This is a genomic window from Photobacterium piscicola (genome assembly GCF_900166965.1).
GTDB lineage: Bacteria > Pseudomonadota > Gammaproteobacteria > Enterobacterales > Vibrionaceae > Photobacterium > Photobacterium piscicola.
In genome coordinates this window covers 1-14,128 of sequence record NZ_FUZI01000001.1, presented here as the reverse complement: position 1 = coordinate 14,128, position 14,128 = coordinate 1, and the positions used below count along the sequence as shown (strand labels likewise).

The window sequence follows — 14,128 nt, the reverse complement described above, 5'->3', positions numbered from 1 at the left end:
CCACAATACAATTAATAATTATTAACATAGCACTGTAATATTTAAGCACTGACAATTAACATAGATAGAAGAAGAATAACTAATTCAATCTAAATACATTGTAACAAACCCGTTACTGAGTATAAAAAGAGAGATAATTTCGACCGATATAAATATACAATCAACACAATAGAGCAAAAAATTATATATACAGCCATAAATATCTTATGGCTGATTTTAGTGATAAAAAATTAAACATTAGATGATTCAATACTCATCTGAAGTACATCTTCACCAGCAACAGCAAAATGTAGCTCAATACCACCTTTTGACGTTATGTTTTTTATTAACTTAATATCATGTTGACTATATTGCTTTAAAACAAGTTCGTGAAGTTCAGAAATTAATTTTTCTTTATCCACAACAGCTGCTTTTTTCTTGCTTTCAAACCACATATAAACATTTCACATACTGATTATAAACACAGTGATAATAAACCAGAACTCTCGTTTTCAGTAGCATATAACCGCTACCAAATATTAATCAGATCACAAAGATAATGATAAAAAATAACATTTGAGTCATTTATTGGCCATTTATCTTAAAGAGTGATTTTCTGAAGTCATAAGACTTATCTTAAAGGCGAGTCATCATGACACTTCAATAATGTAATTTTAGGTTACCATTTCCATTTACAACAGCCTTAAATATCAACAGATAAATATTCTAACTATCGATATAATTACACTTACTTGTTATTAAGAAGCATATAGTTTCTCGTACTAACAATAAAATATCATTAAAATAAACTTATGATTAATATATAAAAGTTAACACTATTGTTAAATGGTAATAATTAAAATTACAGACTTACTCACTAATAAAAAATAATATTTGACGATAGCTATCAAGCCCGATATAAATGTAATTGATTTTTATTTACATTTATAATTCATTATAAAATTAATAACATTAATATACTTTTAATCTCACATTTAATTAGTGATTTCTTTCTATTATCATATTCTGTTCGGAGAAATAATAATGGCAAATAGTATTGCCTTATTGGGAAACCCAAACTGCGGTAAAACCACATTATTTAACATTTTAACTGGTTCAAGACAACGTACAGGTAATTGGGCGGGTGTAACCGTTGATAAAAAAGAAGGTGTTTATCACTACCACAACCAAACTATCACGGTGGTAGATTTACCGGGTATTTATTCTATGAGTTCCTTTGATGAACAAGGATCACTTGATGAACAAATTGGGTGTGAATATATTTTAAGTGGTGAAGCAGATCTTGTGGTTAATATTGTTGATGCCGCTAATATTGAGCGAAACCTTTATCTGACATTACAATTACTTGAAATGAATGTGCCCTGTCTGGTTGTACTTAATATGCTAGACATTGCCCGTCAAAAAAATATTGTTATTGATAGTGAAAAATTATCCGCTCAACTTGGTTGCCCTGTAGTTAGTTTAATTGCCAATAAAAATAAAGGTATCGAGCCATTAAAAGCAGCAATAGAAAAACAACTTATTACGCCTCAGTTATCTCAATTTAAAACAGAGTTTCCAGCACCGTTACATCAAACTATCACACAATTAGCAGCCGATATCCCTGATACATTAATTGCAGATAACAATAAAGAATGGTTGGCATTAAGATTACTAGAATCAGATATTTCAGCACAACATCATGTAATTAATACGAATATTCCAAATCGTGTAACACACTACCAACATACACTTTATCAAACATACCATGAACATGCTGATTTATTAATTGCCGACTCTCGCTATCAAACTGTCGCTACTCTCGTCAATCAATGTGCTTCCCATGAACAAGCGACTCAACACAAATTAACTCAATGGATCGATTCAATAGTGTTGAATCGTTATTTAGGGTTACCGATCTTTTTGTTCGTCATGTATTTAATGTTTTGGTTTGCAATTAATATAGGTGGAGGGCTCCAACCTATTTTTGATCAAGGTTCAGCTGCAATCTTCATTCACGGTACAGCGTGGCTATGCCAATATCTCGGTTTGCCTATTTGGCTAACAGCCATTTTATCACAGGGACTTGGCGGCGGTATCAATACTGTAATGCCTTTTATCCCTCAAATAGGGTTAATGTTCTTATATCTTTCTGTATTAGAAGACAGTGGATATATGGCGCGAGCGGCTTTTGTTATCGACCGTTTGATGCAGTCAATAGGCTTACCCGGTAAATCATTTGTGCCACTCATTGTTGGCTTTGGTTGTAATATTCCATCAATCATGGCTTCGCGTACGCTTGAAACACCAAGAGACCGTATTCTCACCTCAATGATGGCGCCTTTTATGTCTTGTGGTGCTCGACTGGCTATTTTTGGCGTTTTTTCTGCTGCTTTTTTTCAAGGTATGGGCAGCTTGATCGTGTTCTCACTCTACTTGTTAGGTATTTTAGTGGCAGTACTAACGGGTTTTATATTAAAGAAAACGTTATTAACCGGCGAACCATCACCTTTTATCATGGAATTACCAACGTACCATGTGCCTAGTGTTAAAACGACCTTAATCCATAGCTGGAGCCGTCTTCGTGGCTTTTTAGTCAAAGCATGTCGACTAATTATTCCCATTTGTATGATTGTGATGGCACTCAATAGCATTACATTTTCTGGTCGAGTTATTGAACCTGGACAACAGCAACAATCTGCATTATCAGATATTGGTCGTTGGGTCACACCCGTGTTATCGCCACTTGGTGTCAACCAACAAAATTGGCCTGCAAGTGTTGGCTTATTAACAGGCTTCTTAGCTAAAGAAGTCGTTGTTGGTACACTTAACACCCTTTATAGCGCTGAATTAGCCAATAAGCAGCTTATTAACGGTTCCCAATCTTTCAATTTATCCGCAGAATTAAAAACCGCATGGCAAGATACTATTAATGGTGTCGTGAATAGTTTTTCATTAACCACATTGAAAAACCCGATCAAAGCCAGTGAAGCTGATGGCACGATGAATACAACAGCTATGGGGCAAATGCAGCATCAATTTGGATCTATGGTCGGTGCGTACGCATATTTAATCTTTGTTTTATTATATGTACCTTGCGTATCAACCATCGGGGTTATTGCTAAAGAAATTGGACGCAACTGGGCTTGGTTTTCTACTTTCTGGGGAATCGCAGTGGCTTATGCATTAGCTATCAGTTTTTACCAAAGCGCGACCTTTATGGCACATCCAATCGCCACCATCGGTTGGGTAGTTTTTGCAATATTACTCGTCACTAGCTTCATTATTGGGATTCGTTATTTAAGTCACAAAGTTGACTGGCAAATGTCAATTCCAACCACAGTCCCACAACATAAAAGTGGAGGCTGTCACTAATGGTATCCTTAATTGCAGTAAGAAATGCCGTGCGAACAGCAAGGATTATTTCACTGACTCAACTCAGCCAGCAATTTGACAGTGAACCACAATGGCTATTAATTTTACTTGATGATTTAATTAAAAGAGGAAAAATAGAACGTTGTGAAATGATGAAAATCTGTAGTCAAGAATGCCAAGGGTGCCAAACAACAACGCTCGACATAACTTATCGCTGGTGTGATGAGCAAATCGCGATTGCTAATATTTAACGGCCTATTTAGACGTTAACATTAACCTAAAAGACCACTTCATTATGAATGACAGTGGTCTTTTAAATTATGTCTCTGTGTTTATTACGCCCCAGAAAAATTATATAACTTATCCGTTTCAATCGTTAATAACGTAAACAATTCATTGGTTAATTCTTCTGTCAATGCTAGCGCTAATGCTAATATTTCATGTTCAAAAGTATTAATACGTTCAATTGCTTGTTGAGGATGAAGAACATACAACGCTAGATATTCAGCTTCCATCAGTTGCTGTTTATGGGCTGTTTGTTGCTCGAAATCATGGTAAGCCTGCTGCACAACAGGGGCAAACTTATTCCAATCCATCATTGCTAATGTTTGTAGTTTACGGAACTTCCAATATGCAGAATGGCTATCTGCTGTATTTTCACCAATCGTGAGTACTTCAGGTACAGATGTCATGCCTTGATAAAAAGGTAAATACACACTAAGTGCCGTCATTCCATAAGCTATATATTGTACCTCACCAATCGCAATGGGTAACTGGGGCCGAACGTGTAATACGTGAGAATGCTCAGTACGAAAAACAGCTATCGGACGGTAAGAATCATTAGGATTACAATGAGCATAAGCGTCATGATCCGTCGCCTGATAGTGGTTACGTAAACCTAGCATGACATCATATACACTCAGTTTATACTTAGGTGTTAAATAAACAGGAAACGTTGCGCCTTGATCTATTTTAGTTGTTAGACCATCAGTATAGAGGTGTTGTAATGTCCATACCCGTGGGTAATTATATGTTTTATCATGCTCAATATCTTGAGAATAAGCACAATGAAAATTAAAGACACCACGATTTTCAGCCGACGGTAATTGGTGTTTTTTAGCGAATTCAACTAACCCAGCAGAAGCCATAAAATCGGGATGATCGGCAATATAATCAACTAATCGACCTTGATTAGCAGAAACAAAATATTTATCTGCTGGAATTTTAGCCGCCATCCAATGATGCCCACTACCGGTTTCTAAATACCAAATACCCTCTTTATCAACAAACGCAACGCCAAACCCCTCAGCAGTACCTTGCGTTTCAATAATATGACCAAGTAAAGCTACACCTTCTTGCGCACTATGTACTCGCGGCAAGATAACATTCACAATCGCATCTTCACCAATACCGGTGGCAATAACATAGGGATCAATGGCTAACACTTGTGCATTATTAAACACCGTTTCCGTTGCTGTCATACCAACGCCAGCAGAATTAAATCCAGCCGCACCAAAACTAGTACCATTGGTATCAAAATCAGAGTTTGAAGTATATTGCAGCGCATTTTTAGCTGCTGGATAGGTGAAATTATTCCCCATAGATCCGATGGAATGGAAATCTTGACGTTGTAAGGCTTCAGCTGGATGAAAATTAAAGAGTTTAGCGTTGATCGCTTCATGATCCTCATTACGAGCAATAATAAAAGATCCATCGATGGTGACTTGATTACCCACTAAAATTGTAGTGCAAGCACTTGTCGCTGATGTTGTTGTGTCTTTGTTATTAGGATATGTTGAAGAAGATTGTTTCATTAGCAGCTATCCAACGCATAAAATATTCCCTCACTGTATACGATGAAAACCCGTCATGTTTGTGATCATAGTCACAATTGATCTTTCTTTTATTTGTTTCTCTTTTTACATTTATGAATTAAAAACTAGAGCATGAATATGCTCATTACAAGGTAAAACGGCTTTGAGCATATGCCCAAAGCCGTTTTCCTGTTCACTATATTCTGCGTTCCACTTCAGAATATCACCTTAGCGTTCCGTCTAAGGTGGTTTGCAACTACTTATGCTTCAGCATTTAGCAGTGCTAGCGATTGCTGTGCAATCACAAACTCTTCATTGGTCGGAATCACCATTGCTAATGGTGTATTTTCCTGACTAATAATACCTTCAGCGCCAAAACGTGCAGCTTCATTACCAGCAACGTCTTCACGGTATCCAAAAATTTTCAATAAACGCATAATTTCACGGCGTACAGGTAAAGAGTTTTCACCAATACCACCAGTAAAGATAATGCCGTCTAATTCATCTAATGCAACCATGTATGAAGCAATGTATTTTGCCGCACGGTAACAGAAAACTTCAAACGCAAGTTTAGCGTCATGATTACCCGCTTCCATCGCTTCAATAATGCCACGACAATCGCTGGTTAAACCTGAAACCCCTAAGAAACCAGAGTTACTCACTAGTTCTTCATGTAAACGCTCTTGCGTCCAACCTTTCTTCAATAAATACTCAAGAATACTTGGATCAATATCACCACAACGCGTTCCCATCATAAGACCAGCAAGCGGGGTGAAACCCATTGAAGTATCAATACTCTCACCATTTTTAACCACACATACAGATGCGCCATTACCAAGGTGAACTGAAATAAAGCTTGATGCTTCAACAGGTTTATTTATGCGTTTTGCCGCTTCACGAGTAACGTAATAGTGGCTTGTACCATGTGCACCATAACGACGAATATTATATTGCTGACACACTTCTTTAGAAATTGCATAGGTGTATGCTTTTTCTGGCATCGTCTGGTGGAAAGCGGTATCAAACACTGCAAACTGTGACAATGTTGGAAAAGCTTTTGCTGCTGCTCGCATACCTAATACATGGGCAGGATTATGTAACGGAGCTAAATCGCTCAACGCTTCAATATCAGCCATGACTTGATCATCAACATGAACAGTACAATTGAATTTAGTTCCACCATGTACCACACGGTGACCAATTGTTACGATGTCGTCTTTCATACCAAGTTCATCAACTAAAGCAACAATACGATCAATTGCTTGTTGATGATGCCCGTTAAGGCCATTAAGTTTGAATTCTTGCTTTTCACCGTTCACTTTCCAACTAACAACGGCTTCAGGAAGATTAAAACACTCACCAAGACCACTTAACGTAGCTTCACCGGTTACCGTATCAATCAATGCAAATTTAAGTGAAGAACTACCAGAATTGATTACAAGAACTAAAGAATTGCTCATGGTTATCTCATCAGAATATTTAAGGGCGAATTTCGGATTTATTAACAACATCCAGTTTTATATTTACTCAGTTCAATGCGCGTAATAATCATTCAACTCAGTAAGTATGTTATAACCCATACTACTCAATTTTTTTTTAATGTCTCAACTTTTGTTTCAAAAACCACTTAAAAATTTAAATTTTACTGGTTTAGATCAATTTAAAGACTAAAAATCGATTTAATTCGCATAAATCCGCACCATTTAATCAAATTAAGTTGAATGTCACATGTGAATTTTTTCATATTCCAAGCTTTCACTAGGAGTAATATGTGACATATCAATCAAAAAGTTCAAATAAGCATCATATTAAGCAACATTATTTCAATTGGAAGAGAGTATAGACTTAATGAAAATAATGTTATCAGTTATGCATTCTCGCAGCGAATACTAAATAGTAAGAAAACATTACCGATCACAAACAAATTCGCTTTTTTAATAATGAATAACAAATTATTCATCTATTGACGGGTTATCCATTGTTATATAATAATCGTAAAGACGATCGATATCAGCACTACACATTATCGCCATTGCTGCTTTCAATTGTGTTTGTGACCAATACCACCACTGCATTTCAAGTAGTTGCTTGATGTGTGATGAGGTGAATCGTTTTTTAACGCACCGTCCTGGATTACCAACAACAATCGAATATGGTTCGACATCTTTAGTGATCACTGCTCGTGTTCCAATCACGGCCCCATCACCAATAGTAACACCCGGCATAATCACGCATTCAGCGCCAAGCCAAACATCATTACCAATAACAGTATTTCCCGCTCGTTCAAAGCCACTTTTTACCCCATCACCAAATTCTGCAAAATCAAATGGAAATGATGAGATCCAATCATGTCGATGACCTTGATTCCCAGCCATCATAATAACAACCCCACTGGCAATTGAACAAAAACGGCCAATAATAAGCTTATCGACTTCACCAAAAATACCCGATTGCCATACTTCATTACTTGATTTATCCCCTAGCAAATAATGAACGCATTGATCTTCAAAATGATGTTGATGGTAGTAACCTGAATAGTAACTATAATCACCCACTTCTATATTAGGATTAGTAATATGTTGCTTAATTTCATAACCGCCAATCCAAGATGGAAAAATACTCAACGCCATATCTCATCTCCTTGATACTCAACATTCACCACAAAACAGCATATTATAGATAAAATTCTCATCATAATGGATTAACTATGACACTTAATCAGTTACACAATGCTTACTTAGGTGAGCTTTATGGTATTAGTTTTTTTACCACATTTATTGAACAGTATAGTGACCCTCGCCATAACAACAAATGGCAGGCTTTATTAGAGGTTGAAATTATAACAGCTAAAGAACTGAAACTTGCATTAATACCTTTAGGGATAACATGTCCAGATTACGATCAAAAGATGGCACAACAAGGTATAGAGGATGCTAATAAATGGATTCACCTGCCATGGACGGCACTCATTGATACGATGGTTGTTTGGGTTGCCCCTTACCAGCAACGCTATCAACAGCAAGCTGATAATGCTCAACAATACCACGAATTATTTAATTTAATTGCTGACCATGAAAATGCTATTTATGATTTTTTAGTTGCAGAACAAGCCCATTCACCGAATAGCCTACAAATATTACAGCACTTTATTGATAATCATACGCTATAACGAGAACATAATTTGCTATACGGTAAATAACAGAGGCTCAATTATTTAATCGTTACTTGATAGCTGACATGAGCCGTAACACCAGCCTCAAGCTTGCCAGATAATTGCCAAATAATGCCGCCTTGATATCCATAATCATTAACACCATCAGGCGTCGAGATTTGGCAACTTAGCGCAGACGGTAAATTGCCATCATTGCAATCAATAGCAGTAGCTAAAGTGGTAAAATGAGGGACAGAAGCAGAAATATTAATATTAGAAATAGCACTATAGGTACTGTTAGCGACATAAATATTGTATTCAATTACATCACCAGGCTTGGCATCAATCAATGTTGATGCTTCACTCTGCTGCGTAATATTGGTAACGGTTTTTGTTAAAACCACATCATGAGAAATTGATGCTAAAACAGTATAACTGGTTATATTTAATATAAAAAAAACAGAAAAATCACGTAGATACTTCAACATAATTTTGCCTCTTATTTCTTAAATAACAACTTTATTACTTATGATTTTATTGTCTCATTAGTCATTCATTGTCTTATTTTTAAGAAAAAGCTCATAACCTCAGCAACAGAACGATGATCAAGATGGGATTTTTTACGGAGAATGTTACTTCAATTAAAATAACCCGTTCAATATATGATTAGCACATTGTAAAATAGTCATTTATTGACACTAGTGCCACATAAACATAATAATAAATCTTTAATAAACAATACGTTAAGAAAAACAAACACAATCTTCCTTCAAAACACTTATCAAAGCCTTGATCATCGTTCCATTCACGGAGAAGAAGGATTATTGCCCTCTGGTGAAATAAACGATAAAGTCAATTATGTATAATTATTCATTTTTATTAGTGTAAATAAATTAAAAAATATTTCTTTTTCCTAATATTTTAATTTAATCAATAGGCCGAGGTATATAGTGAATGAAACCAAACATATATGTGATTTTATAAAAAATAATTATTTATTAACGCTATGCACAAATAGTCCGTCTGACTTATGGTGTGCTCATTGTTATTATATTTTTGATTCAAATAAAATGTCTCTATTTATTATGACAAGTGAAGAAAGCCATCACAGTCAATTAATGATACTAAATAAGAATATCGTTGGCACAATAGCACCTCAGCCAAAGAATATAATTGATATAAAAGGTATCCAATTTAAAGGTTATATAGAAAAACTAACAAATAAAGAAGAAAAGCGAGCAAAGAATCTTTATTACAATATTTTTCCTACAGCAAAATTTATTTCAGCACCAATTTGGGAAATAAAATTGACGATGCTGAAGATGACTGACAATAGTTTAGGCTTTGGTAAAAAGCTCATTTGGCCCCCTCAAATGACTTAAATAACATACAATCACGGACGCGTATCAATACAATTAACAAATGTCAACGGGTGATTTCCCCCCTATTTTGTTATCAACGGCTTAGATATAGTTGCTACATTAATATTTCACCCAGCACTGGGGAGATATTAATAATTATCCGTAAGGATAAAATCGATAAGGGTTGTAATATGTGATATCAAATTACAACACTTATTGATTATCTCTTCTACACGTCGTACAGGATTATACTCTTAGGAGTCAACGTCTTGTTTTTGCCGATCTCTATGATCGGCTTTTTTTTATTCAATAAATTTTCGCTTATAAATTGAGCATTACATACTATATAGATTTACCCAATGTAATAAACTCATTACAATTAACGAAAATTACTATTAATAATAGACATAAAGCTCATAAGAAATGGACACTCACAGTACTCACCCCTCATTAGATATATTAAACCAATTACCTGGTTGTTGGGGTTGTAAAGATATAAATTCAGTTTTTGTTTATGTAAATGAGGAATACTCCAAAATCATAGGATTTAAAAACCCACTTGATTGTATTGGCTTCACGGATTTTGATATCCCCCATTTAAGCGCTAAATATGCATATATCTTTCAGCAACAAGACTTGCAAGTAATGACGACCGAAAAACGGTTACGCATTCTTGATATACATCCTTATGCGGATGGGTCTTGGCGAGCACATTTATTTACAAAAACGGCATGGCGAGACAATAATAATAAAATTATTGGTACCATTTTCTCAGGCATAGAACTAAAAGATACATCTCTACTTGAAATTGGACATTGGCTCTGTCGAACTGACGCGATTAAGCAGCAAGAAAAAAGTCATCATTTCAATCATCACCCCGTAAATATTTTATTGAATACCCGCGAATCAGAAGTGTTATTTTTACTGCTGTACGGTAAGAAACCACAATATATCTCTAAAACATTACAATTAGCCGTAAAAACAGTAGAAAACTATGTTGTTCGCCTACGAGATAAATTCAATGCTAATTCAAAAGGTGAGTTAATTGAATTAGCGCTTGATGCTGGCTTTGGTTCTCATATTCCAGAAAGTATGTTGAAGACACAACAATCTATCATATTACGTGAATATTAATAAAATTAGCAGAGTATAGATTACTCTGCTAATTCATTAGCTTATGGCGCTAAACGTTCAATATTCCAATCATTATCTTGATGACGGGAATATATGAAACGGTCATGTAAACGATGTTTACCACCTTGCCAAAATTCAATCGTTTGGAATTTAACTCTATATCCGCCCCAGAAACTAGGAAGAGGAACTTCCCCCGCCGAAAACTTCTGCTTTAATTCAAAAAACTTACCTTCTAAAGCCTGACGTGCAGACAAACGAGAGCTTTGTTTACTCGCCCAAGCGGCTATTTGACTTTCTTTTGGACGACTTGAAAAATACTTCATTACTTCAAGTGTTGATAGTTGCTCTACATAGCCAGTAACGTGGACTTGGCGCTCAAGTATATGCCAGGGAAAATGTAAACTGATTCTATTATTTAGATGCAATTGTTCAGCCTTACGGCTACTTAAATTTGTATAGAATATGAAACCTTCATTATCGACATCTTTTAATAAAACAATCCGTTGAAATGGTTGACCGTCAGCATTTACCGTCGCAATCGTCATTGCAGTCGGATCAGGTAAGTTGGCAGCAACAGCTTGTTGAAGCCACTTATTAAATAAATCGAGGGGGTCAGTTGGTAAATCATCGCGACGTAAACCACCTTTGGTATATTCTCGGCGAATATCACTTAAGTCCATTTTCTCTCTCCTACTTTAAAATACTTAATAATAAATCGTTACGTCATCATAAATAATTGAACAAAAAACACTTCTAGATTGCAAACGGATATTTATTGCATAAAGAAATAGACACATTTAGCGAAAAAGAACTTTAGTTGACAAACAATCAACTGCATATCGATTAGTTTTGATAAATTATATCAAATAGATATCTTCTTATTCAGCATCTCTTTATCAACTGTTTACTCGCTGAGTGCTGCACTTAACTTTTTTTTGGTGCTCAAATTATGACACTTTTCAAACGACAAGTTATTAGCCTAACCGTGTTAGTTTGCTCAGTTGTTAGCGCAGTGACTGCACAACAACTTTATTCAAGCTATTCCACATTAAAACATCAACATATCGTCGCATCACAAACAGATATTAATAGAGCCTTAGTTATACTACCTCAAGCTCTTACAAAGCTAAATGTTCCAATGATGTCAAATACTCAAGAAAAAAAATTATTAGCCATTGTTAATCATCTGTTTTCAAATGATAGCTATAGCCAAATAAACCTGACATCTGCCGATGCGCGCCAACTTATCCGTCAAGATAACGTTATATCGCCGATTCATTCACCAGCTTGGTTTCAATATATTTTTACGATTCCATCCCATACGGAACAACGAATAATTGAACATGAAAAGCAATCGCTTGGTTTATTAACAATAACAGTACAACCCATACTTAATTACCAACAATTATGGCAAATAAGCACGCGAACCGTATTATCAAATATACTGATTGCGCTTATCTCAAGTTTGTTAGTTTATGTTATTTGTTTAAAGAACTTCTCGGCATTAGCTCGGTTAACTGCCCGCGCTAAAACAATAGATAATTTAAATCAAGCACCACTATCAATACCGAATGAATCAGATTTAGCCATTATTGTGCGATCTTTTAATAAAATTTGTTATCAATTAGACACAAACTTTAAAAACCAAGCAGATGAAGCAATGAAATTAAGGCAACAAGCTTATCTTGATACTATTTCAGGGCTTGGGAACCGTAGTTTCTTTATTCATCAACTCAGTTCATGGCTGAATGAATCACATAAAGGTGGTTTAGGATTAATTCAAACAGATTTAATTAATGAGTGCTATCAAAATGAAGGTTTCAAACAAGGTGATGAATTAGTCAAAACAATAGCAACACGATTAAATGAAGTTTTAATCTTTAACGATGCAACACTTGCTCGCTTATCTAAAGATGAATTTGCAGTTCTTATCCCTAATATATCCATTGAAAAACTTACGCTTTATAGTAAATCATTAATAAACGTCTTTAATGACTTAAGTACTAACACCATTAATGACAATGTTGCTATTGGTTTAGTCTTCAATAACAACAAAAGTACGCCAAGTCAGATATTAACCCAGCTAGATAATGCATTAACTCAAGCCAAAATAATGCCTCATGAATCAGTGGCAATAATCAAAGATATAAATAATCAAACCACATTAGGTAAGCAACAATGGAAAGCATTACTTGAAGAAGCCATCAGTGAAGACTTATTTACTTACAAATATCAACCAGCCACCCTATCAAATGGTATCAATTATCATTATGAAGTATTTACCGCCATTAAGAAAAACAATAACTACTATTCAGCAGGTATGTTCTTAGGTGCGATAGAAGACTTAAAAATAGGTAGTTGGTTTGACAGACACGTTATTGTTACGATCATAAATAAATTAAATGGCGATAGGACAAGTGGTCCTTTCGCCATAAATATCACCAACAGCTGTATTAACGATCCAAGCTTTATTAGGTGGTTAGATAATTTATTACAAAAAAACACATTACTCAGCTCTCGGTTATTTTTTGAAATTCAAGAAATAAGCTGTATCAGGCATACAGATGCGGCTGGTATTTTATGCTCTATTATTCGTAAATACGGGTTTGGTTTTGGTATTGATAACTACGGTCGTAATTTTCAATCTTTAACCTACCTAAAAGAATTACAACCTAATTACGTAAAAATCGATTACGTCTACACCCACCAACTGAATGATCAAACTAAATCAACTGTATTATCTTCAATTTGTAGAACTGCACACAGTCTTAATATTAAAGTGATCGCAACACGAGTAGAAACAGAAACTCAATTAGAGCGGCTATCTGAATTATTTGTTGGTGGCTATCAAGGATTTATCACGGATAAACACACTCAACCTGCATAAATCATTTACACTGTAAATTCAAACCACAGATGAAGTCTATTTACACTGTAAATAGACTTTTCCTTTTATCACTTTACAGTGTAAATTCCAATTTCACCTCAGACACAAAACTATCCTCCTGGTGTATTTACAGTGTAAATGATTATCCCCCCAACGCACAAATAAGCAATTTGCTGCATATTATATTTTTCTATATACTTTTTATTTATTATCCCAACTCCCCTTATTGTTAGCTATGGTTGTTAGCTATGGTTGTTAGCTATGGTTGTTAGCTATGGTTGTTAGCTATGTTGTTAGCTATGGTTGTTGGCTGTGGTTGTTGGCTGTGGTTGTTGGCTGTGGTTGTTGGCTGTGGTTGTTGGCTGTGGTTGTTGGCTGTGGTTGTTGGCTGTGGTTGTTGGCTGTGGTTGTTGGCTGTGGTTGTTGG

The 14,128-nt window shown here is 35.3% G+C and carries 12 protein-coding genes; 6 read left to right on the top strand and 6 right to left on the bottom strand.

What is annotated here, in order from left to right; genetic code table 11:
- Positions 1–230: 230 nt before the first annotated feature.
- Positions 231–434 carry a hypothetical protein gene (locus CZ809_RS00060; protein WP_080155422.1) on the bottom strand — a complete coding sequence of 68 codons (204 nt, stop codon included), beginning with the start codon at positions 432–434 and terminating at the stop codon, positions 231–233.
- A gap of 589 nt (positions 435–1,023) precedes the next feature.
- On the opposite strand from CZ809_RS00060, the gene feoB reads away from it, so the two are divergent.
- Complete coding sequence (gene feoB, locus CZ809_RS00055; protein WP_080155421.1) at positions 1,024–3,354, top strand: Fe(2+) transporter permease subunit FeoB; 2,331 nt, start codon at positions 1,024–1,026, stop codon at positions 3,352–3,354.
- Positions 3,354–3,605: a FeoC-like transcriptional regulator gene (locus CZ809_RS00050; RefSeq protein ID WP_080155420.1), complete on the top strand. Its 252-nt coding sequence runs from the start codon at positions 3,354–3,356 to the stop codon at positions 3,603–3,605. Before feoB ends, CZ809_RS00050 begins: the two co-directional genes overlap by 1 nt.
- Before the next feature lie 84 nt (positions 3,606–3,689).
- On the opposite strand, the gene CZ809_RS00045 is transcribed toward CZ809_RS00050, so the two are convergent.
- The 3 genes from CZ809_RS00045 to CZ809_RS00035 form a co-directional block, all read right to left on the bottom strand.
- Positions 3,690–5,168 carry a C69 family dipeptidase gene (locus CZ809_RS00045; RefSeq protein WP_080155419.1) on the bottom strand — a complete coding sequence of 493 codons (1,479 nt, stop codon included), beginning with the start codon at positions 5,166–5,168 and terminating at the stop codon, positions 3,690–3,692.
- 260 nt (positions 5,169–5,428) lie between these two features.
- Complete coding sequence (locus CZ809_RS00040) at positions 5,429–6,628, bottom strand: acetate/propionate family kinase (RefSeq protein WP_080155418.1); 1,200 nt, start codon at positions 6,626–6,628, stop codon at positions 5,429–5,431.
- A gap of 492 nt (positions 6,629–7,120) precedes the next feature.
- Positions 7,121–7,798 carry a CatB-related O-acetyltransferase gene (locus CZ809_RS00035; protein WP_080155417.1) on the bottom strand — a complete coding sequence of 226 codons (678 nt, stop codon included), beginning with the start codon at positions 7,796–7,798 and terminating at the stop codon, positions 7,121–7,123.
- Positions 7,799–7,875: 77 nt separating this feature from the next.
- On the opposite strand from CZ809_RS00035, the gene CZ809_RS00030 reads away from it, so the two are divergent.
- Positions 7,876–8,337 (top strand): hypothetical protein, encoded by a 462-nt coding sequence (locus CZ809_RS00030; RefSeq protein ID WP_080155416.1) that lies wholly within the window; start codon positions 7,876–7,878, stop codon positions 8,335–8,337.
- Positions 8,338–8,378: 41 nt separating this feature from the next.
- On the opposite strand, the gene CZ809_RS00025 is transcribed toward CZ809_RS00030, so the two are convergent.
- Complete coding sequence (locus CZ809_RS00025) at positions 8,379–8,807, bottom strand: hypothetical protein (RefSeq protein WP_080155415.1); 429 nt, start codon at positions 8,805–8,807, stop codon at positions 8,379–8,381.
- 462 nt (positions 8,808–9,269) lie between these two features.
- Between CZ809_RS00025 and CZ809_RS00020 the strand changes: the two genes are divergently transcribed.
- Positions 9,270–9,701, top strand: coding sequence for a YhbP family protein (locus CZ809_RS00020; RefSeq protein ID WP_080155414.1), 432 nt, complete (start codon positions 9,270–9,272; stop codon positions 9,699–9,701).
- A 402-nt stretch (positions 9,702–10,103) separates the two neighbouring features.
- Entirely contained in the window at positions 10,104–10,814 is a 711-nt protein-coding gene (locus tag CZ809_RS00015) for a helix-turn-helix transcriptional regulator (RefSeq protein WP_080155413.1), read from the top strand.
- A gap of 41 nt (positions 10,815–10,855) precedes the next feature.
- On the opposite strand, the gene pdxH is transcribed toward CZ809_RS00015, so the two are convergent.
- Positions 10,856–11,494, bottom strand: a complete 639-nt coding sequence (pdxH, locus tag CZ809_RS00010; protein ID WP_080155412.1) for a pyridoxamine 5'-phosphate oxidase — start codon at positions 11,492–11,494, stop codon at positions 10,856–10,858.
- 269 nt (positions 11,495–11,763) lie between these two features.
- Here pdxH and CZ809_RS00005 point away from each other — a divergent pair, with 269 nt between their 5' ends.
- Positions 11,764–13,701: a bifunctional diguanylate cyclase/phosphodiesterase gene (locus CZ809_RS00005; RefSeq protein ID WP_080155411.1), complete on the top strand. Its 1,938-nt coding sequence runs from the start codon at positions 11,764–11,766 to the stop codon at positions 13,699–13,701.
- Positions 13,702–14,128 lie beyond the last annotated feature (427 nt).

Excerpts from the sequence above, each read along its gene's own strand:
- CZ809_RS00060 (WP_080155422.1), bottom strand. The coding sequence starts at position 434 with ATGTGGTTTGAAAGCAAGAAAAAAGCAGCTGTTGTGGATAAAGAAAAA.
- feoB (WP_080155421.1), top strand. The coding sequence starts at position 1,024 with ATGGCAAATAGTATTGCCTTATTGGGAAACCCAAACTGCGGTAAAACC.
- CZ809_RS00050 (WP_080155420.1), top strand. The coding sequence starts at position 3,354 with ATGGTATCCTTAATTGCAGTAAGAAATGCCGTGCGAACAGCAAGGATT.
- CZ809_RS00045 (WP_080155419.1), bottom strand. The coding sequence starts at position 5,168 with ATGAAACAATCTTCTTCAACATATCCTAATAACAAAGACACAACAACA.
- CZ809_RS00040 (WP_080155418.1), bottom strand. The coding sequence starts at position 6,628 with ATGAGCAATTCTTTAGTTCTTGTAATCAATTCTGGTAGTTCTTCACTT.
- CZ809_RS00035 (WP_080155417.1), bottom strand. The coding sequence starts at position 7,798 with ATGGCGTTGAGTATTTTTCCATCTTGGATTGGCGGTTATGAAATTAAG.
- CZ809_RS00030 (WP_080155416.1), top strand. The coding sequence starts at position 7,876 with ATGACACTTAATCAGTTACACAATGCTTACTTAGGTGAGCTTTATGGT.
- CZ809_RS00025 (WP_080155415.1), bottom strand. The coding sequence starts at position 8,807 with ATGTTGAAGTATCTACGTGATTTTTCTGTTTTTTTTATATTAAATATA.
- CZ809_RS00015 (WP_080155413.1), top strand. The coding sequence starts at position 10,104 with ATGGACACTCACAGTACTCACCCCTCATTAGATATATTAAACCAATTA.
- pdxH (WP_080155412.1), bottom strand. The coding sequence starts at position 11,494 with ATGGACTTAAGTGATATTCGCCGAGAATATACCAAAGGTGGTTTACGT.
- CZ809_RS00005 (WP_080155411.1), top strand. The coding sequence starts at position 11,764 with ATGACACTTTTCAAACGACAAGTTATTAGCCTAACCGTGTTAGTTTGC.